Genomic DNA, 23,020 nt, shown 5'->3' with positions numbered 1-23,020 from the left:
TATACGGGCAGGTCACTCGACCCTGAGGTTGCGCCGTTCGGCTTCGACCCGCACGAGTTCGCGCTGGATGGCCACATATACCTCGCGATTGGTCGCGTCCGCTCGTTGCAGCCGGCCGAGAAGCTCGGCCTTCTGCCGCAACAGATCCTTCTCGATGAGCACGATGGTGATGTCCCGCACGTAGCGGGTCACCTCCCGTTCGGTGCGTTCCGGCAGCGGGGCCATCGCGAGTTCGGTGACCAGGTTCGCCAGCGGCGCGGGCGTTTCTGAGACGACCTGTTCCAACCAGTCCGCCGCGGCGGCGTGCGGCAGGGCGGCGGCGACGGCGTCTCGCACCACGGCGAGGGTGCTGTTGGTCATGCCGGTGGACACGGCCCGGCGTACCAGGTCGACACCCACCAGGGTCGGGTGCTGCAGCATGGCCATCAGGGCGTCGCGTTCGATCCGGGTGACCGGGTCGACCGGCAGGTCCGCCAGCGCGAACAGGCGTTCCCGGGGCGCCTGGGCAGGCTCCCCGGGCCGGCGGGATTCCTCGGCGGGCGCGGTGCGCGACCTGGCCTGTGCCTGGCTGACGGCGCGGGACACCTCACCGAGGTCCATGCCCAGCATCCTGGACAGTTCGTGGGTGTAGCCAGGGCGCAGGGACGGGTCCCGGATGTCGCTGACGACGGGAGCCGCCGCGCGCAGGGCGGACACCCGCCCTTCGACGGTGTCGAGGTTGTACTGGGTCAACAGCTGCCGGATCATGAACTCGAACATCGGCTTCTTGGAGTCGATCAGGCGCCGCACGGCGTCGTCGCCGCGGTGCAGGCGCAGGTCGCAGGGGTCGAGCCCCTCGGGGGCCACGGCCACAAAAGTCTGGGCGCTGAAGCGTTGTTCCTCCGCGAAGGCTCGCACGGCGGCTTTCTGCCCGGCAGCATCGGGGTCGAAGGTGAAGACGACGGCACCGACACCGCTGTCGTCGCCGAGAACCCGGCGCAGCACCTTGATGTGGTCCACCCCGAACGAGGTTCCGCAGGTGGCGACGGCGGTCGTCACGCCGGCCAAATGGCAGGCCATCACGTCGGTGTAGCCCTCGACGACCACAACCTCGTGGTTGCGGGAGATGTCACGCTTGGCCAGGTCGAGGCCGTAGAGAACCTGGGCCTTGTGATACACCGGCGTCTCGGGGGTGTTCAGGTATTTCGGACCTTTGTCGTCGTCGAGCAGCTTGCGCGCCCCGAAGCCGATGGTCTGGCCGGTGATGTCACGGATCGGCCAGACCAGCCGGCCGCGGAACCTGTCGTAGATACCACGGTCGCCCGCCGACACGAGGCCGGACAGGGTGAGCTCTTCGGTGCTGAACCCGCGGCCGCGGAGGTGCTTGGTCAGTTCGTCCCAGCTCTTCGGCGCGAAGCCGACGCCGAACATGTCGGCGGCCTGGGCGTCGAAACCACGGTCGCCGAGGAAGGTGCGGCCGACCTGGGCTCCGGGGCTGCCGAGCTTGTCGATGAAGAACTCCGCCGCCGCCTGGTTGGCCGCGTACAGCCTGGCCCGGTTGGTGTGGTCGGGTGCCTCTGCTCCCCCGCCCTCATAGTGCAACTCGATTCCGGCGCGGCCGGCCAATCGTTCGACGGCCTCGCTGAAGCTGACGTGGTCCATCTTCTGCAGGAAGGAGTACACGTCGCCACTCTCCCCACACCCGAAGCAGTGATAGAAGCCGACTTGCGGGCGCACATGGAAGCTGGGGCTGCGCTCATCGTGGAAGGGACACAGCCCTTTCATCGATCCCACCCCGGCCGATTTGAGGGAGACGTAGTCGCCGACGATGTCGGCGATATTCGTGCGGGCCTTGACCTCTTCGATATCGCCCTGCCGAATCAAGCCCGCCATGCGTCAACCCTCGTCCATCCAACAATCGTCAGGCTGCGGGCACTCACTCTGCCGCCGACCTGGCCGCGGCGGGAGCGAACACGCTCCCGGCGGACTCCCTGGTGAGGTGCAGGCGGCGCTGCAGCGCGATCGCGCTCTGGTCGGTGAGGCTCGCAACCTGGTCGACGATCACGCGTTTGCGCGCGCCATCGTTCGCGGCGGCCAGCCAGTCTTCACGGAAACCAGGGTCGAGGTGTTCGTCACCGGTGCCCAGCAGGGTGTCGGCGAGGTAGGTGAGGGTTTCGCGTTGCTCCACGTAGATCGGTTGCCGCACATGGGTGGACATCACGAACGCGGCGACGATGCCCTTCAGCACGCCGATCTCGGCCTGCACCTCACGCGGCACCACGACGTGGGCGGCGAACCGGATCAGGTGCCGGTCGGGGTAGGCCGCCCGGGTGGCGGAGACCGCGGCGCCGCTGAACCGGCCGATCAGCTGGCTGGTCAGGTTCTTCAGACGGCCCTGGTCCCGGCGGCCGGCGGTCCAGCCGTGCAGCCACACGTCGAGGGCGTCGAGCCTGTCGAAGGCGGCGATCAGTTCGTCGTGGCTGAATTGGCCGCCGGTCCACTCGTACATCGAGTCGACCAGGGCGGCGTGTTCGCTCCGGCTGCTGAGAAGTTCCACGTCGAGGTAGCCGCTGACGACGGCGTCCTCGAAGTCGTGCACCGAATACGCGATGTCATCGGAGAGGTCCATCACCTGCGCTTCGACACAGAGTTGGCGTTCCGGCGCTCCGTCGCGCAGCCACTCGAATGCCGCCCTGTCGTCTTCATAGAAGCCGAACTTGGCGCGGCCGCTCGGGTCGGCCACCGACGAGTCGGCCGCCCACGGGTACTTGCAGCTGGCGTCGAGGCTCGCGCGGGTGAGGTTGAGCCCGAAGCTCTCGCCGTTGTCACCGAAGACCTTGGGTTCGAGCCGGCTGAGCAGGCGCAGGGTCTGCGCGTTGCCCTCGAAGCCGCCGATGTCATCGGCCCAGGTGTTGAGTGCCTTCTCGCCGTTGTGGCCGAACGGTGGATGACCGATGTCGTGTGCCAGGCACGCGGTGTCGACGATGTCGGGGTCCAGGCTCAGTCGCAGGGCAAGCTCCCGCCCGATCTGAGCCACCTCGAGCGAGTGGGTGAGTCGGTTCCGGGCGAAATCCAGCCCGGCCGCGGGGCTGAGCACCTGGGTCTTCGCCGCCAGCCTGCGCAGGGCGCTGGAGTGCAACAGCCTGGCCCGGTCCCGGGCGAAATCGCTGCGGCTGGAGTCGTGCTCCTCCGGACGGAACCGTGCCTCGTCGTGGGTGCTGTAGCCGGTCTGATTAACCACCGCTGGTGTCCCCTTCCCCTTCGGTGAGGTTGCTGCGCTCGGCACCGACGATGTCGCGCGAGTCGAGCCAGCGCTCGGGCAGCGAGGTCTTCTTGGGACTGCCGGCCCGGCCCCGCTGGCCCTCGGCGCCGATACCGGGGTACGGCTGGTCGGGGTCCATGGTCGCCAGCAGCTCGTCGAGCTGCTCGAGCGACACGACGGAGGCGAGGCTGGCGCGCAGGTCGCCGCCGACGGGGTAGCCCTTGAAGTACCAGGCCACGTGCTTGCGCACGTCCCGGCAGGCGCGCTCTTCGCTGTCGAAGAACTCGGTGAGCAGCTCGGCGTGCCGGCGGAACGCATCCGCGACCTGGCCGAGGGTGGGTTCGGCCTTGAGCACGTCGCCGCGGAAGGCGGCGGCGAGATCCCCGAACAGCCACGGGCGGCCGAGACAGCCGCGGCCGACCACGACGCCGTCGCAGCCGGTCTCCTCGACCATGCGCAGGGCGTCGGCGGCGGACCAGATGTCGCCGTTGCCGAGAACGGGCACGCTCGTGATGGTGTCCTTGAGGGTCTTGATGGCCGCCCAGTCGGCGTGCCCCGAGTAGTAGTCCGCCGCGGTGCGGGCGTGCAGGGCGATCGCTGCGACGCCAGCACCCTCTGCGACACGACCGGCCTCGAGGTAGGTGAGGTGGTCGGAATCGATGCCCTTGCGCATCTTGACGGTGAGGGGGATCTTTCCTGCGGCCGTCACGGCGGCCTCGACGATCTCCCGGAACAGGGTGATCTTCCAGGGCAGCGCGGCTCCCCCGCCTTTGCGGGTGACCTTGGGCACCGGGCACCCGAAGTTGAGGTCGATGTGGTCGGCGCGGTCCTCGGCGACCAGCATGGTGACAGCCTCTGACACGGTTTTCGGATCGACACCGTACAGCTGGATGGAGCGGGTCTTCTCGCTCTCGTGGTGGGTGATCAGCCGCATCGACTCCGTCGTGCGCTCGACGAGTGCCCGGGAGGTGATCATTTCGCTCACGTAGAGGCCGGCGCCGTATTCGCGGCAGAGCCGGCGGAACGCCGTGTTGGTGATGCCGGCCATGGGCGCCAGCACCACGGGCACGTCGAGTTCGATGTCGCCGATTCGAAGCGGGGACATCAGGTTCTGCGTGGAAGTCGAAGTGTTCATCTCATCCAATTCTCCCAGACCCGGCCGGGCACGAACGCCAAGCCCGGCCCGCGGTGGAAAACCGCGGGCCGGGCCGGCCGGTAGGGGAAGGCTAGATGCCGCAGGAACCGCCGCCGCAGCAGCCGCCGGCCTCCGGCTGCTCGAGCAGCTGGATGATCGGGCGAGGGGCAGCAGACGCGTCGGTGGTGGTCGTGGTGGTGGTCTCGCTCATGCGTGGGTCTCCTCGGTGATGACGGTCTCGGTGCCGGCCTTCTCGCCCTGCACCTGCCTCAATGCTCCCGCAAAAGTATCAGGGTCCTGGGCGCCGGAGATGCCGTACTTACCGTCGATCACGAAGAACGGCACCCCCTGGATGCCGTACTCTGCGGCCTGGGCGACGTCCGACTTGACCGCCGCGAGGTACTCGTTCTCGGTCAGGGACCGCACGACATCGGCCCGGTCCAGGCCCACCCCTGCGGCGAGCTCGGCGAGGTCTTCGATGCGGCCGACGTGGCCGCCGTCGACGAAGTAGGCCTTGAGCAGGCTCTCCTTCATTTCCAGCTGCAGGCCGTGCGCCTTGGCGTAGTGCAGCAGCTCGTGGGCCTTGATGGTGTTGGTCTGGTGCACGGAGTCGTAGTCGTAGTGCAGGCCGACGCTTTCGGCGATGCCGGTGACCCGCTCAAGCATCTCGAGCACCTGCGGCACCGGGATGCCCTTGCGCTCGCTGAGGTAGTCGACCGGGCTGCCGGCGAAATCGACGGGGGTGTCCGGGGCGAGCTCGAAGGAGTGGTATTCGACCTCCACCTCGACGCCGGAGGCGGCGACGCCGGCCTCGAACTTGCGCTTGCCGATGTAGCACCAGGGGCACTGCACGTCTGACCAGATGTCTACTTTGATGGATTCGCTCACACGGAGGCTAACCCGAGAAGACCCTCCAGTTATTCCCGACCGACTGCCTCAGGTGGTCGGGGTGTCCACGGCACCGCCGTAGCGGCGGTTGCGGGCGGCGTAGAGCTCGATCGCATGCCAGAGGTCGACGCGGGAGAAGTCCGGCCACAGGGTGTCCAGGAACACCATCTCGGCGTACGCACTCTGCCAGAGCAGGAAATTGCTGGTGCGCTGCTCCCCCGAGCTGCGCACGAACAGGTCCACGTCGGGCAACGCCGCGGTATACAGGTGCCGCTGGATTGACTTCTCGGTAATGCCGGACGGCTTGAGCCTGCCGGCGGCGACGTCCTCGGCCAGGGCCCGCACGGCATCCGCGATCTCGGTGCGGCCACCGTAATTGACGCACATCGTGAGGGTGAGCACGTCGTTGCCAGCTGTGAGTTTCTCGGCGAACTGCAGCTCGTTGATCACAGAGGCCCACAATCGTGGCTTCCGCCCGGCCCAGCGCACCTTGACGCCCCAGTCGTTGAGCTGGTCGCGGCGGCGGTGTAGCACGTCCCGGTTGAAGCCCATCAGGAACCTGACCTCATCGGGCGAACGCTTCCAGTTCTCGGTGGAGAACGCGTACACGCTGAGGTGTTTGACGCCGATCTGGATCGCTCCGGCGACCACGTCCAGAAGTGCGGCCTCGCCGGCCTTGTGGCCTTCGACCCTGGGGAGCCCCCTGGCGTTTGCCCAGCGACCGTTGCCGTCCATCACCACGGCGACGTGCTCCGGCACCACCTTGGCTGGCAGCGCCGGCGGGTAGAGCCCGGTCCAGTCCAACGGTTTGAACGGCACGGCGTCTTTGTGGGTGAACGGTGTGGCTGGGCTGTTCGGGGAGGAACGGAAGGGGTTCGGACTCATGGGCGCACGTGCTCCAGTGATCGAAGGCCGCGACCGAGGTGCCACTGCGTGTATGCGGCGACTACCCCGGTGGCCTGGGCGTGAGTGGTGTCTGAAGCCTCGGCCGTGTACGCCCAGTCACCGGTGAGCAGGGCGCTGAGCAGGGCGATGGTGTCGGGGTCGAGGCGGGGTGAGCCGGGGGCGGCGCAGTTGTCGCAGACGATGCCGCCGACCTGGGCCACGAACGCCGAGTGCGGACCTGGCGCGCCGCACCGAGCGCAGTCCGCGAAGCTGGGCGCCCAGCCGGCCATCGACAGCGACCGCAGCAGGTAGGAGTTGAGGGTGGCGCCGGAGCCGTGCTCGTGCCTGGACAGGGAACGCAGCGCCCCGACCAGCAGCAGGTACTGCTGCAGGGACCCCTCCGATTCGGTGAGCTTGTCCGCGGTTTCGACCATGGCGCTGGCGGCGGTGTAACTGCCGTAGTCCGCAGTGATGACCGCGCCGTAGGAGCCGATCGACTCGGCCTGGTTGACGATGTCGAGGCTCCGGCCGATGTAGAGCTGCACGTCCACGACCATGAAGGGTTCGAGTCTGGCGCCGAATTTCGACGCGGTGCGGCGCACGCCCTTGGCGACGGCACGCACCTTGCCGTGTTGACGGGTGAGCAGCGTGATGATGCGATCGGCTTCACCCAGCTTGTGGGTACGCAGCACAACGGCTTCATCACGATAAACAGGCACGGTCAATTCTCCCACCCCACGGGGCGGATGCCGCCGAACGCGCCGGGATGCCTGGGATGCCTCGTCGCCGTGGTACAAGTTGAGGGTGCCCACGCCCCTTTTCGCCATCCCGCTCTGGATCGACCTCGTTGCCGTCGCCATCGGAGCCATTCAGGGGGCGATGTTCGCCGGCCGGTTCACCGATCGCCGAATGGACCTGCTGGGCATCTCGATCATCGGAATCACGGTGGGCCTGGGCGGCGGCCTTCTGCGCGACATCCTGCTCGGCGGGGTGCCGGCCGCGCTGCTGAGCAACTGGTACCTACCCGTCGCCGCTGCCTTCGCGCTGCTGGGGATGCTGCTGCAAAGCCTGTTCGACAAACTCGGCCCGCTGATCATCACCCTGGACGCCGTGACCATCGGACTGTTCGGTGTGATCGGCACCACCAAGGCGCTGGCGGCCGGACTGCCGGAAATCCCGGCCCTGTTCGTCGGAGTGGTCTCCGCGGTGGGCGGGTCGGTGCTGCGCGACATGATGCTGAACGTGCCGATCGCCGTGATGCATGTCGGCTCGCTGTACGCCGTCGCCGCCCTCGTTGGCTGCGGTCTGCTGGTCACCCTCGTGGTTTTCCAGGTGCCGATCACCGTGGCCGCGCTGATCTGTGTGGCGGCGACGACGATCATCAGGGTGCTCGCGGCCCGGTTCGGGTGGAGCCTGCCGCAACAACGGGCCATCGGCAGTTGGCCGCATTGGCGTCGTCGAGGTTCGATCCCTCCGTTCCGCGCTTGGCCGCGGCGGCGGCGGGTCACGACGGCACCCGAGCCCGTCCTGCGCGAGGACGTCTGAACGCTTCCCTCGGCATTTTCTGAGGATTTGTCATCCTGACCGGTTTTGGCCTCGCCTTTCCCCCCATCTGGGGTCAGTATTGAGGCACAACCACGTCGCAGGGAGGTACTCCATGAAACGATTCGAGGGCACTGCGCCCGAGCTGTTGCCAGTTCTTTCCCGGGGCAAACACAAGTCCCCACGTAGCGGAGCGTGCTTCATGGAGTTCGCCTCGCATCTGTCCGGTGAGGCCTGGAGCGACCATCCAGCGTGCACCCACCCGGTGCTGGCCTCGTTGGCCCGCATGGTCAACGACTGCACCTCCGATGACGCCAGGAGCCGTCTGATGATGCTGATCCCCTCGGTGATCGGGCTGCGCGGTGACGACCAGCGCGTGCGCCTCGTCGTGGCCCTGCGGGCCGCGACGGCCGGTCTGCCGGTGGTCAGCGCCGACCACCAGCGGGCCCTGGCCGTGGGAATCCTGAACTGTCAGCGCCATCTGGCCCGAGCATCGGAGGGCAGTGCCATCGACGTGTCCGACCAGGTGCGCGCGGCGTTCGACAAGGCTCCGCAGACGGAGCGGTGGGCACGGGAGTTCATGGGTTCGGTCGGATCGTGGTCGCGCACCCGGTTCACGGATCGCACAGCGGAGTCGATCATCCGCATCACGGTGCAGGGGATCGCGGAAGCGTGCATTCCGGACACCGATGAGCGCCTCTACGACCTGCTGGCCACGGCCATCGACGACTGCACAGCGGTGCTGGGCAAGCCGGTCGGCGAGCCGGTCACGGTTCCCCAACCGCTGACCCCCGCCGAGGCGCGGCGGGCGATGCGGGTCTGAGCCAGATGCGGGTCTGAGCCAACGGTGGCAGACAAACGACGGCCCCGGTGCAGACGGAATGTCTGACCGGGGCCGTCGTGCTGCCCAACCGGATCGCTACACGGCAGCGAGCTCGCGGTCGCCGGTCTCCGCTCGGATGCCGCGGTTGACCGCGGACACCACAGCCTTCAGCGAGGCCGTGGAGATGTCGGGGTCGATGCCCACACCCCAGAACCGCTTGCCGTTCACGTCGAGTTCGACGTAGGCCGCGGCGGTGGCGTCCCCGCCGGCAGACATGGCGTGCTCCACGTAGTCGTAGAGGGTGATCGCGATTCCCCGGTCGGCCATGACGCCCAGGAAGGCAGCGATCGGACCGTTTCCGGTTGCCGTGGCCGGCGCGACGGTGTCGGAGTCGCGCAGGTCGACGGTGAGGTCGACCGCACCGGCCAGGTCACTGGACGTGCGGGTGGAGAACAGCTCGAACCGGCCCCACTTCGCATCCGGGTTGGTGTGGGTGGCCGGGAGGTACTCGTCGTTGAAGATGTCCCAGATCTGGTCGCTGGTGACCTCGCCGCCGTCGGCGTCGGTCTTGGCCTGAACGACCCCGGAGAACTCGATCTGGAGCTTGCGCGGCAGGTCGAGATGGTGGTCGGTCTTGAGCAGGTAGGCGACGCCGCCCTTGCCGGACTGCGAGTTGACCCGGATCACGGCCTCGTAGCTGCGGCCCAGGTCCTTGGGGTCGATCGGCAGGTACGGCACGGCCCAGAGCAGGTCGTCGACGTTCTTGCCGGTGTCGGCGGCTTCGGTGGCCATGGCCTCGAAGCCCTTCTTGATGGCGTCCTGGTGGGAACCGCTGAACGCGGTGAAGACGAGGTCCCCGGCCCAGGGGCTGCGCTCGGGCACGGGCAGCTGGTTGCAGTACTCGGCGGTGCGCTTGATCTCGTCGATGTTGCTGAAGTCGATCTGCGGGTCGATGCCCTGGGTGAACAGGTTGATGCCCAGGGCGACCAGGTCGACGTTGCCGGTGCGCTCGCCGTTGCCGAACAGGCACCCCTCGATGCGGTCGGCGCCGGCCAGGTAGCCGAGCTCGGCGGCGGCGATCGCTGTGCCCCGGTCGTTGTGCGGGTGCAGCGACAGGAGCACGTTCTCGCGGTGCGCCAGGTTACGGCTCATCCATTCGATGGCGTCGGCGTAGACGTTCGGGGTGGCCATTTCGACGGTGGCCGGCAGGTTGATGATCACCTTGCGGTCGGGGGTGGGCTCGAAGATCTCGATGACCTGGTTGCAGATGTCGACCGCGAATTCCAGCTCGGTGCCGGTGAAGCTCTCCGGCGAGTACTCGTAGTACACCGCGGTGCCGGGCACCGTGGCCTCCAGGGCGCGGCAGGTGCGGGCGCCGAACAGAGCCAGGTCGATGATGCCCTGCCTGCCCTCGCGGAACACCACATCGCGCTGCAGCACGCTGGTGGAGTTGTACAGGTGCACGATGGCCTGCTTGGCGCCGACGATGGACTCGTAGGTGCGGCGGATCAGGTGCTCGCGCGCCTGGGTGAGCACCTGGATGGTGACGTCGTCCGGGATCGCGCCGTCCTCGATGAGGCTGCGCACGAAGTCGAAGTCGGTCTGGCTCGCCGACGGGAAGCCGACCTCGATCTCCTTGTAGCCCATCCGCACCAGCAGGTCGAACATGATCCGCTTGCGTTCGGGACTCATCGGGTCGATGAGGGCCTGGTTGCCGTCGCGCAGGTCGACCGCACACCAGCGGGGTGCGACGGTGATGCGCTTAGCCGGCCACGTGCGGTCCGGCAGGTCGACGCTGAACTGGTCCTGGTACGGGCGGTACTTGTGAACGGGCATCGTGGATGCCGTCTGATTGTTCTTCATGGTCTGTTGTCTCCTCGCGAGTGGTGGTCAGCCGACGACGAACTCCGCGACGAGTGAGGCCTCAGATTAGGACTCGTCGCGGCAGCTAAGGAGGAGCAGACCGAACAGCACAAAAAAAGGGTAGCACCGTTTTTGGGTGGGCGCCCGTGAATACCCGCGGGCGCCCTCCCTCTCAGGCGGCCGCCAGCGCGGTCACCGGCGACACCGACACGGCCCGACGCGCCGGCAGGATGGTCGCGCCGACGGCCAGGACGGCGGTTCCGGCCAGGCAGAGCACCACGAGCAGCCCGGGCACCGCCGGTGCCACGAGTCCCACGTTCGCGACGGCGCCGAACAGCGATTGCGCTGCGGCCCAGCCGTAGACCACGCCCAGGACCAGACCCAGGGCGACCGCGGCGACGGTCATCTGCAGGCTTTCGGCCAGGATCATGGTGCGCACTTGACGGCCGGTGAAGCCGAGGGCTCTGAGCAAGCCGATTTCCCTGGACCGCTGGAGCACGCTCAGTGCGAGGTTGTTCACCATGCCGACTGCGGCGATAAGGGCACTGAAGCCCACCAGCACCGAGATCACCGCCAGGCTGATGCCGACCATCTCGCTGATCGCCGCGCGGATGGACGGGTCCTCCATGGCGAGTTCCATCATCTTTTCGAAGGTGGCGCCGGCGACGGCGAACATTGTGATCAGGGTGACTCCGATGACCAGGCCGATGGTGGCCCTGGAGCTTCGTTCCGGGTGCTGCTGGGCGTTTGCGGCCGCGAGCCGGGCCGGTGCGTTCGCGCCCAGGCCCCGGCCCACCAGGCGGAGGATGGGCGGCATGATCAGGTGCGAGCCGAGCACGAGACCGCTGAATGACAGCAGACCACCGACGAGGCCCAGCAACACCCCGTATTCACTGACCTGGCCGACGACAACGCCGCCGGCCAGAAACAGGACCCCGGCAACGATCAGAAGCACGGCGATCACATTGCGCGCGGGCCGGCGGATCGTCTCTTCGAGCGAGAGTTCCTGGGCGGCGCCGACCGCCTGCATCGGGCTGACCCGGAGCACCCGGCGTGAGCCCACCCAGGCTGCGCACCAGGTGGACAGCACGACGACGGCCACGGGCAGCACCAGGAGGGGTTCGAGCAGGCTGTACCGAAGCTCGGGGAGCGCCCCCGTGGCTACCGCGATCTGGAGCCCGCCAGCCATCAGCAGCGTGCCCGCTGCGGCACCGAGAACTGCTCCGGCGGCGCCGACGGCCAGGCCTTCCCTGGCCACCGCCCGGCGCTGGTCACGGGCGCTGGAGCCGATCAGGCGCATCAGCGCGATGGTGCGAGTGCGGCCGGCGATGATCGTGGCGACGGTGTTCGTGGTCACGATCGAGCTGACGTACACGGCGATGGTGATGAACAGCACCGCGACGAGCGTCAACGCCGACCGCACGGCACCGATGCTGCTCACGTCGTCACCGCTGATCACTGTGGCGAGCACGCTGGTGACCTCGAGCAGCACCACGCCGAAAGCGGATGCCAGCGCAGCGACGAGCAGGCTCGCACCGCGGCCGGCTCGACCGGTGTCTGTCCCAGGGCTGCTCATGCGCGCTGCTCCATACCGAGCATGATGCGGGAAATCTCTTCGGCCGTGGATCGTTCCCGGTCTTCAACGAGGCGGCCGTCGGCGAGGAACAGGATCCGGTCGGCGTAACTGGCCGCGATGGGGTCGTGGGTGACCATGGCGATGCTCTGGCCGTAGCCGGTGCTCGCGGCCTTGAGCAGCGCGAGCACCTCACGGCCGCTGCGGGAGTCCAGGTTGCCGGTGGGTTCGTCGGCGAAGACCAGTTCCGGCCGGGTGGCCAGGGCCCTGGCGATGGCGACGCGCTGCTGCTGCCCGCCGGAGAGCTCGTGCGGCCGGTGTGCGAGTCGGTCGGTCAGACCGAGGGAGTCGATGAGCTGATCGATCCAGCTGTTCTCGGTGGTGCTCGGCTTCCGGCCGTCCAGCGCGAACGGCAGCAGGATGTTGCCGCGCACGTCAAGAGTCGGCACGAGGTTGAACGCCTGGAAGATGAAGCCGACCCGGCGCCGGCGGAGAACGGTGAGGGCGGCGTCGTCCAGGGTGCTGATCTCGGTGTCACCGAGCCAGACCCGGCCAGCGGTGGCGGTGTCCAGCCCCGCCATGATGTGCATCAGGGTGGACTTGCCCGAGCCGCTCGGGCCCATGATGGCGGTGAACTGTCCCCGGCGGATGCCGATGGACACGTCGTCCAGGGCAGTCACCGAGGTGGTGGCCGAGCCGTAGGTCTTGCGCAGGGAGGTGACTCTGGCCGCGAGGCCGAGTTCTGAGGGTGAATTTTCCATGATTCAACGGTACGAATCGGGTGCGGATGGCCGCGTCGGGCCCCGGATGTAGTCAACCGCTCTGCGGGATGATTCCCGGAGCCGCCGGGTCATCCGCTGGGTTACTGGGTGAGCCGGTGCGTGAACGCGAAGACCACGAGCTGCACCCTGTCGCGCAGCGAGAGCTTGGCGAGGATGCGGCTGATGTGTGTCTTGACGGTGGCCTCGCTGAGGAACTCGCCCGCGGCGATCTCGGCATTGCTGAGGCCCAGAGCGGCGAGGGCGAAGATGTCGCGCTCCCGGCTGGTCAGCGAGGTGAAGGCGACAGGCACCTCCTGCTCGGCGGCCGGCGCGTCGAAGTGGGCGAAGAGCTCGCGCGTGGCCGATGCGGCGATGACGGCGCTGCCTGCGTGCACGGTGCGGATCGCGGCGAGCAGGAACTCCGGATCGGCGTCTTTGAGCAGGAAGCCGCTTGCCCCGCCCCGGATGGCCCGACTGGCGCTCTCGTCGAGTTCGAAGGTGGTCAGGACCACGATCCGCGGCGGGGTGCGGCCGGCGGCGCCGGCGGCGGCGATGATGGCCGCTGTGGCGTCGATGCCGTCCATCACGGGCATGCGGATATCCATCAGGATGACGTCGGGATGCACGGCCGCGGCCATGGTGACCCCGGCTGCGCCGTTGCCGGCCTCCCCGACGAACTCCAGGTCGGCCTGGGAGGAGACCAGCATGCGGATTCCGGCCCGGAACAGGGCCTGGTCGTCGACGAGGGCGACCCTGATGCGCGGGGCATCCGCCGGCTGGACTTCACTCATGGGCGTTCTCCGTAGGGTGTGCTGGTCACGATTGGATGCAGGACCGCGCTCGCGTCCGGCCGCACGAGGGCGTTGGTGGTGATTGCCGGCAGGCGCGCGGCCACGATGAAGCGCCCGCCCACGGGTTCAGCGGCCAGGGACCCGCCCGCCAGCAGGGCACGTTCGCGCATGCCGGGGAGTCCGTGGCCGAGTGCGCCGGAGGCATCGGCGGCCGGGATGCTGCGTACGGCGTTGTCTATCGTCACCGCGACCCATCCGTCCGTCCACGCGAGAGTCAAATATACCGCCCGGCCGGCATCGCCGTGCCGGAGGGCATTGGTGAGAGCCTCCTGCACGATGCGGTAGACCGCCAGCTGGGCCCCGGAACCGAGGGTGGTGGGAGTACCCGTGGTGGTCCACTCGACATTGAGCCCGGTGCTCTGCATCTGCGCGACCAGGCGGTCGAGGTCGGCGAGCACGGGCTGCGGGCCGTCGGCGGCGTCCTGGCGTAGTCGGGTGAGAAGGATGCGCACGTCGCCGAGGGCCTCCCTGGCCGTGGTCGAAATCGTCGTCAGCGCCTCGTCGACGGCTTCGGGGTTGGCGGCGCGGGCGTAGCGGGCGCCGTCAGCCTGCGCGATCACCACGGCCAGGGAGTGGGCGACGACGTCATGCATGTCGCGGGCGATCCGGTTGCGTTCCTGCTCGACGACCACGTCACGTTGCGCCGCACGTTGTTCCTCGACGGCCCTGGTCTGCGTGAGCCGGCCGTCCCGCGCGGTTTTCCAGGTGCGCATGAGCAGCCCGAGGGTCCAGGAGAGCCCCAGCACGGCGATGCTGCCGATCAGGGTGGCGATGAATGCCCAGAGCAGGCTGGCCGCGGCGCCCTGCGCGACGGCCTCGGCAATCGACGTCGCGCCACGTTGGCCGACGCTGATGTAGCTCGCGGCAAGCAGAGAGCCGATGCCGACCGACACCAGGCCGGCCCACCGCACCAGCCGGTTGCCGTAGGCGGCCGTGACATACAGAACCCCGAGCACGGCGAGGTTGCCGACGAGCACCGGCAGTCCGGCCAGCATTTGCGCCAGGGCACTGATCCAGGCGATGCCCAGCGCCAGACCAGGTGACAGCCGCCGAACGGCCAGGGCGGCGGTGAAGCCGATCAGCGCCAGGAAGAGTGCGACGTCGGTGCTGGCGTCGACGGTCACGCTGAAGAGGAAGAAGGCCACGGCGAGCCCGACGTCCACGGTGACGGAGCGCCGGGAGACCGTGCGGAACACCAGGCCTGCGCGGAGCCGGCCAGCGAGCGAGCCATCGAGAAACCCACCGGACACTCGGCCGAGCGGGCCGTCGAAGGTCAGCGTGCCCGCCGGGTCGCCCTGCGGAAGCATCAGCCAGGACTCCGCGGTGAGGGCGGCAGGGGGAACTGGACCCGCCGCGTCACGGCGGTCTGCCCTCCCGTGCAGAACCAACCCCAGCACCCAGCCGCCCACAAGCACGAGGGTGGCCAGGAACCCGCAGCTGAGCCGGAAGCCGAGGTCGCCGAAGAACCTGAGCGTGCCGATCGGATCCTGGGCCTGCTCGATTGACAGGGGCATGAGGAACACCCCGGTGATGAGCAGGCCGAGGAGCAGAGCAGCTGCCAGCCCGACAAACCTGACGTATCGCCGCCCGTAGAGGGCAGCGCCCCAGACCACCAGGCAGCCGGAGGTGACCAGCAACGGCAGGGTCGCCCAAGCGCTCAGGTAGCCGGAACCGGCGGTGCCCATCGTGACGGTCGCCACCGCTCCGATCGTCATGGCCAGCAGCGGAGCGAAACGGGACAGACCAACGGCGATCGCGAGCATCCAGATCACCAAGAGCATCGACGTCTGGCCAGCCCACAGTGCCGGGGTCCCCCACGCCAGGGCGAGAATCACGCCGAGCGCGGGTTCCAGTGCCCAGCGGTGCTGGGCGGTACGCGTGATGAACCCTGGAGCCGGCATGGTTACAGCGTAGGGCTCCCCCGTCGCCGGGTCAGGGTCCCCGACCCCGGATCATCCCGCGGTCCCCGGGAAGTCATCCCAGCGATGTAGCGCGCGGACGGTTATCGCGCGGTGAGGTCCGCCACCAGCCGCTCCAGCGTGGGGGTGTCTGCACCGAGGGTGCGGCCGCGACGGGCCAGGGCTCCCCCGATGGCATCCAACTCGCTCGGCCGGCCGGCCCCGAGGTCGTTCTGCAACGACGAGCGCATGGACGATGGCAGTGCGGCGAGGGCGCCGGCCAGTTGGCCGGGGTCCGTGGGCACACCGTCCAGGGTGGCGACCCGGGCCACCTCGACCAGAAGCGCGGTGGTCAGGGCGCTGTCTTGTTCGATGGCGGCGCCGATCGGCAACCGCCAGTAGGAGGTGAGCAGGGCCATCGGGGCGAGAAAACGAAGTTTGGCCCAGAGCACCTCTTGGTCGGTGCCGCCAACGGTCACGTTGAGTCCGGCGGCCCGCCAAGCGGCGGTGATGCCGGATTCGGCGGCGTGCGCGGGCACGGTGAGCCGGAGGAACGGGCTGCGGTGCTCGATCACGGTGGGGCTGAGCCTGGTCGATTCCACCGCGACGGAGGCACCGGCTACGAGCGCTCCCGGCATCTGACCCCGGAGCATGGCCAGATGTTCGATGCCGTTGAGCAGCGCAACCACCTCAGCGGGCCGTGCCTGCGCAAGCGCGCCGGTCACGCCGGTCACGGTAGTCAGGTCGGTCAGGTCGTAGGCCTTGGTGGCGAGGATGACGTTGGCGCCCTCGGGGACCTCGGTCAGCGCCGTGATCTTCGAGACGCCGTCGCCGAAGTGGCCGCTACGGATGGTGATGCCCTCTGTGGTGATCGCTCGAGCGGTTTGGGGCCTGGCGACGACGACGACCTCGACGCCGGCGCGGTCAAGCAGGGCGGCCAGTAGGCCTCCGACAGCTCCGGCGCCGACAACGGCGATGATCGGCTCAGACATTGAATTCCGTCGACATGTGTGGCTCCCTGATCCTCGGGCTCTGCCGATGCGGTCCGGATGGGCCGTGGCTGGCGTTCCATTGTGGCAAAGACTCCGAGCAGCTTAGGGTGTGGGAATGCCCACCTCCGCTGCAGCTCTCGCCGCGCTCGCCGACGAGCGCTTCGTTTCCCTCACCACCTACCGCCGATCCGGCGTGGCGGTGTCCACTCCAGTCTGGATCGCCAGAGACGGCGAGGACCTCATCGTCACGACCCCGAAGGAGAGCGGCAAGGTCAAGCGGCTGCGTAACGACAGCCGGGTGCAGCTGCGAGCCTGCTCCCGCACCGGATCGGTGAAGGACGGCGCCGTTGCGGTCGACGCCCACGCGGCCATCGCCGATGACGACGGGAGCCGGGCGTTGCTTGCCCAGGTCTTCGGGGGCAAGTACTGCACTGAATACAGGGTGTTCATGTTCATCGAACGGCTGGGCAAGGCAGACGCGAAACAGCGCGTGCTTTTGCGGATCAGCTCCGGAAACACGCCAGCGTCCTAACTGCCCGGCACTTTCCCCGTCGCCGAGTGTCGATGCCGGGCCAGGCTTGTGCAAAATAGTCCGCAGGACGAGCCCTGGCGCGTGACCACCCAACCATCGAACGTGTCGGCGGAGTCCTGATTCTGTCGACGTACGCCTGGCCGAGCTTGCCAATGACGATCCCATGAGACCCGCGACTCCGCGGCTACTCGTCGGTTCTTCGGGTGCGGGGGTCGTGTGCCCGGTGTTGGTTCGGTGGCCGCCAAGCGCCGGTCGGGTCGATCCAGTGCGGTGCTTTCACCTGCGGCATGCCGGCGACCATGCGGATCTTCCAGCCGCCCCCACTGGTGATCGTGTGGTGGTGATACCAACACAGCAGCACCCCGTTGTTCACATGGGTGTCGCCGCCTGAGTGCCAGGGCGTCACGTGGTGCACTTCGGTCCATTGCGGCGGGCAGTCACAGCCCGGGATGATGCAACCGCCGTCCCTTGCGGTGATCGCTTTGCGTTGCCGCGGGGTGAAGCAGCGTTCCTTCGAGCCCAAACCGAGGACGGCACCGTTGGTGCCGAAGAACAGCGGCTGCATGCCACCGTTGTCGATCAGCTGGGTGATCGTGGTCATCGAGATCGGTTCGTCGACCCCATCGATCCAGCCCACCCCAGCCTGGTCGAGCAGGTCGGCGGCGTTCACGTGCACCATCACCGTCGGCGGCATGCCGCCCATCGTCGGGGTGCGGGGGTCCTGGGCGACCTGCACCAGGATGCCGCGAAGAATGTCCGCGCGTTTCTCACCGCCGGTGCGCTCGTCGATCAACTCGCCCGGCACCAGCTCGCCGGCCTCGATACGCTGCTGCTCCTCCGCGGACGGGAACGAGGGCGCCGACCGGGCGGACTGGAACGTGTTGAACAGGTTCTGCATCACCCCTTTCAGCTCCGGCGTCACTCCGCCACGCAAGGGGTGCAGACCGTCTTTGTAGGCGCCGAACGAGAATGTGGACTTCCCTTCGACGGTGGGCGCGTTCGGGGCGAGCCCGTCGGGGTTCAGCACGGCTTGCCAACGCACCGCCAACTTGCGGATCTCATCGGCCGGATAGGTGAAGCCGTCCGACTCGCCCAGGCGACCGATCGGCCCGGTGAACCCGCCGCCTGCCGCGCGATCACCATCGGCGTCAGCGTCAGCGTCAGCGTCAGCGTCAGCGTCAGCGTCAGCGTCAGCGTCAGCGTCGGCATCGGCATCGGCGTCCGTGGGGACAGTCTCGCCGGGGCCGGGCGTGCGGCGGTAGACGGACCCCGTGGCCTGTTCCACGAGGTCGCGTTCGGCTTTCTGAACCTGTTCCGCGTCGGCGTCGAGGCGGCCGGTTGCCGTGTAGTCGGTCAGGCCGGCGACGATGGTCTCGGCCGCGTCGATCCCGAGTTCGCCGGAGCGCAACGCTGCGGCGACCACCGGGAACACTGGCTCGAACACGGCGTCGCCCGACACCCGGGGTGTCACCTTCTCGCCCAGCGCCATCCGTCGTTTCATCTCCGGCAGGGATGCCAGGGTCAGCCGGGTCAGCAGCACGTTCTGGTGCGAGGCGCCCATCCGCCAGGCCATGGACTCCCGGCCCAGCATCCGCCGAGACCGGTAGCCGACCACGGTTGCGGTGCTCACCCGGGCCGCGTCCACGGGCCGGCCGGCCCGCTCCACCATCTGCGTCAACGCGACCACCTCGGCGTCGCTGAGCCCGTTCACATCGATCGACGCCATTACCGCCTGCACCGTTGCCGCCGCGTCATCGAGGGCCTTGAGCTTCTCGCCGAACGGTCCGGTGTGCGCCCGCTGCACCGCCGGCAACTCCGACGGCTCCCGCCACGGCGGCCGCGGCTTACCCAGGGTGGGACCGGATTGCGGCGACCCCGCGGTGTCGGTGGTGCCACCAAGACTGGCGGCATCAGCCGCGCCACCCGGCACGGCACCGGTCAGCGAGTCAGTTAGAAGATCACTTCGCTCCGACTCCGGTGCGGCCAGGGCGGTGTTCCAGTCATGGAGATTCGACCCGCCGGGAGTTCCCGTCGGTGCGGTGGAGCCTGGAGCCAGCTCGTCGTCCATACCCCCATTCTCTCACGAATCGAACAAGTGTGTGAGAATACGTCAAGTTTTCCACAGGCTAATTCGTAAGTTTTTCTCCTCGGTAGGGCGGGAAAATTCGATACCCGACCGACAAAGTGGGCGTGTCGAGGTCAGCGTGCGGGGTCTGGGCGGGGTCGACCAGTGGGCGCCGCACCCGGGCTCGGGGCGCGGCACCGACCGATGCCCCGGTGACAGGCCGCGCTAGAAGCCCAGGCGACCGAGCTGCTTCGGGTCCCGCTGCCATTCCTTGGCCACCTTCACCCGCAGCGAGAGGAACACGCGCTTGCCGATCAGGGGCTCGATCTGCTTGCGCGCGCGCATGCCCACATCCTTGAGCCGGCTGCCGGAATGACCGATGATGATGCCCTTCTGGCTGTCCCGCTCCACGAAGAGGTTGGCGTAGATCTCCACCAGCTCCTGGTCGTCACGCTCGATGATGTCGTCGATCGTCACGGCGATCGAGTGCGGCAGTTCGTCGGTGACCCCCTCGAGCGCCGCCTCCCGGATGTACTCCGAAATCCGGGATTCCAGGCTCTCGTCCGTCACGGCATCCGCGGGGTACAGCGGAGCGTCGCTGAGCGGCAGCAGGCGCAGCAGCTCGCTGCTGAGCACATCGAGCTGGATCCTGCTGGTGGCCGAGATCGGCACGATGGCCTCCCAGTCGCGAAGCTGCGAGACCGCCAGCAGCTGGTTGGCCACGCTGGTCTTGGAAGACATATCGATCTTGGTGACGATGGCCACCTTCTTGGCGCGCGGGAAGTTGTCCAGCTGCTCGTTGATGAACTTGTCGCCGGGGCCGATCGGTTCGTTCGCCGGGATGCACAGGCCGACGACGTCGACACCGCTGAGCGTGGACTGCACGAGGCTGTTCAACCGCTCGCCGAGCAGCGTGCGGGGGCGGTGGATGCCGGGGGTGTCGACCAGGATCAGCTGGCCGTTCTTCTGGTGCACGATGCCGCGGATGGCCCGACGGGTGGTCTGCGGCTTCGACGAAGTGATCGCGACCTTCTCCCCCACCAGAGCGTTCGTCAGGGTGGACTTGCCCACGTTGGGGCGCCCGACGAAGGATACGAACCCCGCCCTGAAATCAGGTTCTTGTGTCATTGCCGTGTGCTCCTTCGGTGTCCGGCATCCCCAGGAATGCGGACTGGGCGTCTCTCAACGCCGTGTCTGGTTCGACCAGCACTGTGCTGATTCGTTTACGTCTTCCCTCGGTGCGCTCGGCGGTGAGGATCAACCCGCTGGTCCTGGCCTCGGAACCGGCGACCGGCAACCGGCCGAGCACCTTGGCCAGCAGGCCGCCGACGGAGTCGACCTCGTCGTCGTCGAGTTCGAGGTCGAAAAGTTCGCCGAGTTCGTCGACGGGCAGGCGGGCGCTGACCCTGAACCGTCCCGACCCAAGGTCTTCGATCTCCACGACATCGCGGTCGTACTCGTCGGAGATATCGCCGACGAGTTCCTCGATCAGGTCCTCGAGCGTGACCAGCCCGGCGATGCCGCCGTACTCGTCGACGACCATGGCGAGGTGGTTCGATTCAAGTTGCATCTGGCGCAGCAACGCGTCAGCCTTCTTGGACTCCGGCACGAACTGGGCGGTCTTGGCGAGTTCGCCCACCAGCAGGGTCTCCAGGTTGCGGGGACGCTCGTAGACCAGCCTGGCCACGTCGCGCAGGTAGAGGATGCCGATGACGTCGTCGACTTCGCCGTCGACGACCGGGACCCTGGAGAAGCCCTTGCTCAGGAACAGCCCCATGGCCGCGCCGACCGTGGCATCGGCGTCGATGGTGACCATGTCGGTGCGCGGGATCATGACCTCGCGCACGACGGTTTCGCTGAACTCGAAGATCGAGTGGATCAGCTCGCGGTCGTCTTCCTCGATCACGTCGAGCTCTGTGGCCTCGTCGACCATGCTGAGCAGCTGATCCTCCGAGGTGAACGTGGCGAGCCGGCTGCGGCCGGGAGTGACCCGGTTGCCGAGCGCGACGAGCGCATTCGCGACAGGTCCGAGCAGCACCCTGAGGAAGTGCACGAGCACGGCCGTGAGTCGCAGCAGCGTCCGCGGGTGCGCCCGGCCGACGCTGCGGGGGCTCGCCCCGACCAGGACGAAGGACACCGCGGTCATCAGCAGGGCGGACAGCAACAGCGCCAGCCAGATCTGGTCGATGGTGGTGGCGAAGACGAGGGTCACCAAGACCGCCGCGGTGGTCTCCGCGATGATGCGCACGAAGTTGATGGCGTTCAGATGCGCGCCGGTGTCTGCGGCTATCGCACGCAGTGACCGTTTGGAGCGCGACTCATCGGCCAGCTCGGCGATGTCGGCCCTGGACTGCGACACGATCGCCGCGTCGACCGCGGCCATCAGCCCGCCGAAAGCGACCAGCAGGATGGCGGCGGTGAGGAACCACCCGACGATCATCGGGGCCGGCGTCGTTCCTGCATGGCGAAGCCGATCAGGATGTCGCGCTGGATGCCGAACATCTCCTTCTCCTCGTCGGGTTCAGCATGGTCGAAACCCAGCAGGTGCAGCACGCCGTGGGCGGTGAGAAGCAGCAGTTCGTCGAGAGTGCTGTGGCCGGCGGTCTCGGCCTGGCCCTGCGCCACCTGCGGGCACAGCACGATGTCGCCGAGCAGACCGGGTGGGGTCTGCGCGTCCTCGGTGCCCGGCCGCAGTTCGTCCATCGGGAAGCTCAGCACGTCGGTGGGACCCGGCTCGTCCATCCACTGCACGTGCAGCTGCTCCATGGCGCCCTCGTCGACGAGGACGATGGCAAGTTCGGCATCGGCATGCACGTGCATGGTGTCCAGCGCGAACGCGGCGAGCCGTTGGATGGTTGCCTCGTCGACCGGGATGGCCGACTCGTTGTTGATTTCGATGCTCAACTGGATCTCCGTTTCGGGGTGCGATCGCGCGGATTCCCCTGGTGCGGAGCGCGGGAGGCGAAGTCGCGGGCCTGGTCGCTTTCGTAGCGTTGGGCCTGCTTCTGCGCGTCGTATTCGGTGTAGGCGTCGACGATGCGGCCGACGAGGCTGTGGCGCACGACGTCGGCGCTGGTCAACCGTACGAAGGCGATGTCGTCGATGCCGTCGAGGACCTTGGTGACCAGGCGGAGTCCGCTGGCGCCAGCGGGCAGGTCGACCTGGGTGATGTCGCCAGTGACCACCATCTGGGACCCGAACCCGAGGCGGGTGAGGAACATCTTCATCTGCTCGGGAGTGGTGTTCTGTGCTTCGTCGAGCACGATGAAGGCCGAATTGAGGGTGCGGCCGCGCATGTAGGCCAGTGGGGCCACCTCGATGGTGCCCGCGGCAAGGAGCTTGGGCACCAGCTCGGGGTCCATCATCTCGAACAGGGCGTCGTAGAGCGGCCGCAGGTACGGGTCGATCTTGTCGGTGAGGCTGCCCGGCAAAAAGCCCAGCCGCTCGCCGGCTTCGACGGCCGGACGGGTGAGAATGATCCGGTCGACCTCCTTGCGCTGCAGGGCCTGGACGGCCTTGGCCATGGCCAGGTAGGTCTTGCCGGTTCCGGCCGGTCCGATGCCGAAGACGATGGCGTTCTCGTCGATCGCGTTCACGTAATTGCTCTGCCCGAGCGTCTTGGGACGCACCGTGAGGCCGCGTGAGGTGAGGATGGCCTGGCCGAGCACAGTCGACGGGCTGGCGCTGCTGTCGGCCCCGAGCATCCTGGCCGATGTGCTCACTTCGGTGTCACCGAGGTCGGCCCCGGTGCGCAGCAGCATCTGCAGTTCTTCGATCAAGCGCTCCACAGCGTCGACGGCGGCGGGCGGTCCGGACAGGGTGACTTCATTGCCGCGCACGTGCACGACCACGGTGGGGTATTCCTTCTCAATGGTGCTGAGGAACCGATCCTGCGGGCCGAGCAGGCGCACCATGGCCACGCCGTCGACGAGGAGCTTGCGCACCACGCCGGGCGTGCCGCCGCCCGGAGC

The 23,020-nt window shown here is 68.0% G+C and carries 20 protein-coding genes; 3 read left to right on the top strand and 17 right to left on the bottom strand.

Annotated features, from left to right (window positions below; translation table 11 throughout):
* Positions 1–12: 12 nt before the first annotated feature.
* From dnaG to recO, 6 genes are all read right to left on the bottom strand, one after another.
* Positions 13–1,872 carry a DNA primase gene (dnaG, locus tag ACEN2M_RS00265; protein ID WP_441646146.1) on the bottom strand — a complete coding sequence of 620 codons (1,860 nt, stop codon included), beginning with the start codon at positions 1,870–1,872 and terminating at the stop codon, positions 13–15.
* Positions 1,873–1,915: 43 nt separating this feature from the next.
* Entirely contained in the window at positions 1,916–3,220 is a 1,305-nt protein-coding gene (locus ACEN2M_RS00260) for a deoxyguanosinetriphosphate triphosphohydrolase (RefSeq protein ID WP_441646145.1), read from the bottom strand.
* Entirely contained in the window at positions 3,213–4,376 is a 1,164-nt protein-coding gene (dusB, locus tag ACEN2M_RS00255; RefSeq protein ID WP_441646144.1) for a tRNA dihydrouridine synthase DusB, read from the bottom strand. Before dusB ends, ACEN2M_RS00260 begins: the two co-directional genes overlap by 8 nt.
* Positions 4,377–4,583: 207 nt before the next feature.
* Complete coding sequence (locus ACEN2M_RS00250; protein WP_441646143.1) at positions 4,584–5,264, bottom strand: DsbA family oxidoreductase; 681 nt, start codon at positions 5,262–5,264, stop codon at positions 4,584–4,586.
* 48 nt (positions 5,265–5,312) lie between these two features.
* Positions 5,313–6,149: an isoprenyl transferase gene (locus tag ACEN2M_RS00245; RefSeq protein WP_441646142.1), complete on the bottom strand. Its 837-nt coding sequence runs from the start codon at positions 6,147–6,149 to the stop codon at positions 5,313–5,315.
* Positions 6,146–6,868 (bottom strand): DNA repair protein RecO, encoded by a 723-nt coding sequence (gene recO, locus ACEN2M_RS00240; protein ID WP_441646141.1) that lies wholly within the window; start codon positions 6,866–6,868, stop codon positions 6,146–6,148. Before recO ends, ACEN2M_RS00245 begins: the two co-directional genes overlap by 4 nt.
* Positions 6,869–6,953: 85 nt before the next feature.
* Between recO and ACEN2M_RS00235 the strand changes: the two genes are divergently transcribed.
* Entirely contained in the window at positions 6,954–7,694 is a 741-nt protein-coding gene (locus tag ACEN2M_RS00235; protein ID WP_441646140.1) for a trimeric intracellular cation channel family protein, read from the top strand.
* Between the two features lie 199 nt (positions 7,695–7,893).
* Complete coding sequence (locus ACEN2M_RS00230) at positions 7,894–8,514, top strand: hypothetical protein (RefSeq protein WP_441646139.1); 621 nt, start codon at positions 7,894–7,896, stop codon at positions 8,512–8,514.
* Between the two features lie 96 nt (positions 8,515–8,610).
* Here ACEN2M_RS00230 and leuA read toward each other — a convergent pair whose 3' ends face one another.
* The 6 genes from leuA to ACEN2M_RS00200 all read right to left on the bottom strand — a co-directional run bounded on the left by leuA (position 8,611) and on the right by ACEN2M_RS00200 (position 16,452).
* Entirely contained in the window at positions 8,611–10,377 is a 1,767-nt protein-coding gene (gene leuA / locus ACEN2M_RS00225) for a 2-isopropylmalate synthase (protein WP_441646138.1), read from the bottom strand.
* Positions 10,378–10,549: 172 nt separating this feature from the next.
* Positions 10,550–11,953: an ABC transporter permease gene (locus ACEN2M_RS00220; protein ID WP_441646137.1), complete on the bottom strand. Its 1,404-nt coding sequence runs from the start codon at positions 11,951–11,953 to the stop codon at positions 10,550–10,552.
* Positions 11,950–12,711 (bottom strand): ABC transporter ATP-binding protein, encoded by a 762-nt coding sequence (locus ACEN2M_RS00215; protein WP_441646136.1) that lies wholly within the window; start codon positions 12,709–12,711, stop codon positions 11,950–11,952. Before ACEN2M_RS00215 ends, ACEN2M_RS00220 begins: the two co-directional genes overlap by 4 nt.
* Before the next feature lie 101 nt (positions 12,712–12,812).
* Entirely contained in the window at positions 12,813–13,502 is a 690-nt protein-coding gene (locus ACEN2M_RS00210; protein ID WP_441646135.1) for a response regulator, read from the bottom strand.
* Positions 13,499–15,463, bottom strand: a complete 1,965-nt coding sequence (locus ACEN2M_RS00205; RefSeq protein ID WP_441646134.1) for a sensor histidine kinase — start codon at positions 15,461–15,463, stop codon at positions 13,499–13,501. Before ACEN2M_RS00205 ends, ACEN2M_RS00210 begins: the two co-directional genes overlap by 4 nt.
* A gap of 101 nt (positions 15,464–15,564) precedes the next feature.
* A complete protein-coding gene (locus ACEN2M_RS00200; RefSeq protein WP_441646133.1) occupies positions 15,565–16,452 on the bottom strand; it encodes a ketopantoate reductase family protein in 888 nt (295 codons plus the stop codon).
* A 115-nt stretch (positions 16,453–16,567) separates the two neighbouring features.
* On the opposite strand from ACEN2M_RS00200, the gene ACEN2M_RS00195 reads away from it, so the two are divergent.
* Positions 16,568–16,984 carry a PPOX class F420-dependent oxidoreductase gene (locus ACEN2M_RS00195; RefSeq protein ID WP_441646132.1) on the top strand — a complete coding sequence of 139 codons (417 nt, stop codon included), beginning with the start codon at positions 16,568–16,570 and terminating at the stop codon, positions 16,982–16,984.
* Positions 16,985–17,168: 184 nt separating this feature from the next.
* On the opposite strand, the gene ACEN2M_RS00190 is transcribed toward ACEN2M_RS00195, so the two are convergent.
* The 5 genes from ACEN2M_RS00190 to ACEN2M_RS00170 form a co-directional block, all read right to left on the bottom strand.
* The gene (locus ACEN2M_RS00190) at positions 17,169–19,052 is read right to left on the bottom strand and encodes a DUF222 domain-containing protein (protein WP_441646131.1); all 1,884 of its coding nucleotides are present in this window, start codon (positions 19,050–19,052) and stop codon (positions 17,169–17,171) included.
* A 222-nt stretch (positions 19,053–19,274) separates the two neighbouring features.
* Positions 19,275–20,177, bottom strand: coding sequence for a GTPase Era (era, locus tag ACEN2M_RS00185; protein ID WP_441646130.1), 903 nt, complete (start codon positions 20,175–20,177; stop codon positions 19,275–19,277).
* Positions 20,161–21,489 (bottom strand): hemolysin family protein, encoded by a 1,329-nt coding sequence (locus tag ACEN2M_RS00180; protein WP_441646129.1) that lies wholly within the window; start codon positions 21,487–21,489, stop codon positions 20,161–20,163. Before ACEN2M_RS00180 ends, era begins: the two co-directional genes overlap by 17 nt.
* Entirely contained in the window at positions 21,486–21,953 is a 468-nt protein-coding gene (gene ybeY / locus ACEN2M_RS00175; RefSeq protein ID WP_441646128.1) for an rRNA maturation RNase YbeY, read from the bottom strand. Before ybeY ends, ACEN2M_RS00180 begins: the two co-directional genes overlap by 4 nt.
* Positions 21,950–22,963: a PhoH family protein gene (locus ACEN2M_RS00170; RefSeq protein ID WP_441646603.1), complete on the bottom strand. Its 1,014-nt coding sequence runs from the start codon at positions 22,961–22,963 to the stop codon at positions 21,950–21,952. Before ACEN2M_RS00170 ends, ybeY begins: the two co-directional genes overlap by 4 nt.
* Positions 22,964–23,020 lie beyond the last annotated feature (57 nt).

The organism is Cryobacterium sp. W22_MBD10_FK3 (assembly GCF_052113745.1).
GTDB lineage: Bacteria > Actinomycetota > Actinomycetes > Actinomycetales > Microbacteriaceae > Cryobacterium.
This window is presented reverse-complemented; position numbering and strand designations above follow the sequence as displayed.

Excerpts from the sequence above, each read along its gene's own strand:
- ACEN2M_RS00215 (WP_441646136.1), bottom strand. The coding sequence starts at position 12,711 with ATGGAAAATTCACCCTCAGAACTCGGCCTCGCGGCCAGAGTCACCTCC.
- ACEN2M_RS00170 (WP_441646603.1), bottom strand. The coding sequence starts at position 22,963 with ATGGTGCGCCTGCTCGGCCCGCAGGATCGGTTCCTCAGCACCATTGAG.
- dnaG (WP_441646146.1), bottom strand. The coding sequence starts at position 1,872 with ATGGCGGGCTTGATTCGGCAGGGCGATATCGAAGAGGTCAAGGCCCGC.
- ACEN2M_RS00180 (WP_441646129.1), bottom strand. The coding sequence starts at position 21,489 with ATGATCGTCGGGTGGTTCCTCACCGCCGCCATCCTGCTGGTCGCTTTC.
- era (WP_441646130.1), bottom strand. The coding sequence starts at position 20,177 with ATGACACAAGAACCTGATTTCAGGGCGGGGTTCGTATCCTTCGTCGGG.
- ACEN2M_RS00245 (WP_441646142.1), bottom strand. The coding sequence starts at position 6,149 with ATGAGTCCGAACCCCTTCCGTTCCTCCCCGAACAGCCCAGCCACACCG.
- leuA (WP_441646138.1), bottom strand. The coding sequence starts at position 10,377 with ATGAAGAACAATCAGACGGCATCCACGATGCCCGTTCACAAGTACCGC.
- ACEN2M_RS00230 (WP_441646139.1), top strand. The coding sequence starts at position 7,894 with ATGGAGTTCGCCTCGCATCTGTCCGGTGAGGCCTGGAGCGACCATCCA.
- ACEN2M_RS00210 (WP_441646135.1), bottom strand. The coding sequence starts at position 13,502 with ATGAGTGAAGTCCAGCCGGCGGATGCCCCGCGCATCAGGGTCGCCCTC.
- ACEN2M_RS00220 (WP_441646137.1), bottom strand. The coding sequence starts at position 11,953 with ATGAGCAGCCCTGGGACAGACACCGGTCGAGCCGGCCGCGGTGCGAGC.
- ACEN2M_RS00195 (WP_441646132.1), top strand. The coding sequence starts at position 16,568 with ATGCCCACCTCCGCTGCAGCTCTCGCCGCGCTCGCCGACGAGCGCTTC.
- ACEN2M_RS00200 (WP_441646133.1), bottom strand. The coding sequence starts at position 16,452 with ATGTCTGAGCCGATCATCGCCGTTGTCGGCGCCGGAGCTGTCGGAGGC.
- dusB (WP_441646144.1), bottom strand. The coding sequence starts at position 4,376 with ATGAACACTTCGACTTCCACGCAGAACCTGATGTCCCCGCTTCGAATC.
- ACEN2M_RS00205 (WP_441646134.1), bottom strand. The coding sequence starts at position 15,463 with ATGCCGGCTCCAGGGTTCATCACGCGTACCGCCCAGCACCGCTGGGCA.
- ACEN2M_RS00190 (WP_441646131.1), bottom strand. The coding sequence starts at position 19,052 with ATGGACGACGAGCTGGCTCCAGGCTCCACCGCACCGACGGGAACTCCC.